This is a genomic window from Gilliamella bombi, assembly GCF_900103255.1.
Classification (GTDB): domain Bacteria; phylum Pseudomonadota; class Gammaproteobacteria; order Enterobacterales; family Orbaceae; genus Gilliamella; species Gilliamella bombi.
In genome coordinates this window covers 1-1,357 of record NZ_FMWS01000123.1, presented here as the reverse complement: position 1 = coordinate 1,357, position 1,357 = coordinate 1, and the positions used below count along the sequence as shown (strand labels likewise).

The 1,357-nt window shown below is 37.9% G+C and carries 2 protein-coding genes; both read left to right on the top strand.

Annotation, left to right across the window (positions count from 1 at the left end):
• A partial coding sequence (locus tag B9N71_RS12635) for an IS3 family transposase (RefSeq protein ID WP_143421972.1) occupies window positions 1-188 on the top strand: 188 nt, incomplete at its 5' end.
• Between the two features lie 23 nt (window positions 189-211).
• Window positions 212-1,357, top strand: a 1,146-nt coding sequence (locus tag B9N71_RS13775) for a hypothetical protein (RefSeq protein ID WP_143422169.1), incomplete at its 3' end; no start/stop codon positions are given.

Below are 1,357 nucleotides of genomic sequence, written 5' to 3'. Positions count from 1 at the left end.
CGGAAGCGACATTTAAAACAATTAAAACGGAATTTGTAAAAGGCCAACGTTTCAACTCAACGGCTGAGTTACAACGCGCTTTTTCGGCTTATGCTTATTGGTATAATCATAAACGATTACATTCTTCGTTAGGCTACTTGCCTCCCGTTGAATTTAAAAAACACTTACCCCTTAATTTTTTTGTTTGAAAATGTGTTGCCATTCCAGCGATATGCTTAAAGAATGGGATGAAGTGAAAGAAGGTAACGGTGAAACCGAACTAAAAGGGCAAATGCTTAAAGATCTGGTGTCACTGGTACTAACCGGTATCGATCTAAGTAGCCAATATAAAAATATCAAACTCAATATGCAAATGGCTGAAGCGATTAAAGCAGGTAAAGATGTAACAAAAATAGAAGCTAAGCTTAGGTTCAATTCCATAATTTCTAAAACCGTTGCCGGAGCAACAGCGGCAATCACGGTATTAGAAGCGATTGGCGAGTTAAAAAGCTCGTTTGATATGATGAATATGGAGGATAACTTATATTTTCAAATGAGGGTCGGTGGTTCTATTGCATTAGGTTTTGGTGCTGTTATAGTAGCATTAGCAGGTTCATGGATAACTGTGATTGTGGGGGCTATTTTAATGATTGGTGGTTCAATTGCGATTATGTTTAGTAAAAAGTACGATAACTATACTGCTATTCAGCACTGGTTAAACCGTTGTTGCTTTGGTAAGCAAGAAGAATTGGATTATTTAGGCTATCAAGCCTATCACGAAGATGAATACAGCACTCACGCGGGTTTTGGCTTAGCGCTCAACGACTATGCGATTATAGTCTATAATATTCAAACCTTTATTCGTTTAAAACCGCTATATCATGCACCATCATCAACACCAATGCCCGATGCCCCAAATCAATTTCAACGGCATATCTATTTTTATTTGGATATTCCCGATTTTGCCAAATACAATCAAAATGAAACTGCAATCGCCATGATTCGCTTATTTATTAATGATTACCCAAATCTAAAAAGCGAGCCAGACCCACTACCCGAAAAATATATCGATCTAAAATACCGTATCACCTCGCAACAAATAGCGTTATTAGCCATCAGCAAAAACTATGGTGACCTAAATCTTATTTGGACGGATAAAAAAGCCTATTTCGAAAAGTACGATCGTAATATCGATATACTGACTAGGCTCCCAATACCCGATTATAGCAAAATTGACGAGCCAGACGAATTTACTTTAACCACATCGGCTAATCATCTTACTGATAAAACAATAACCAATAGCGACAAGCCTGTTCAAAATGGGCTCAGATCGGAAGAGCACACGTCTGAACTCCAGTCACCTATATACATCTCGTAT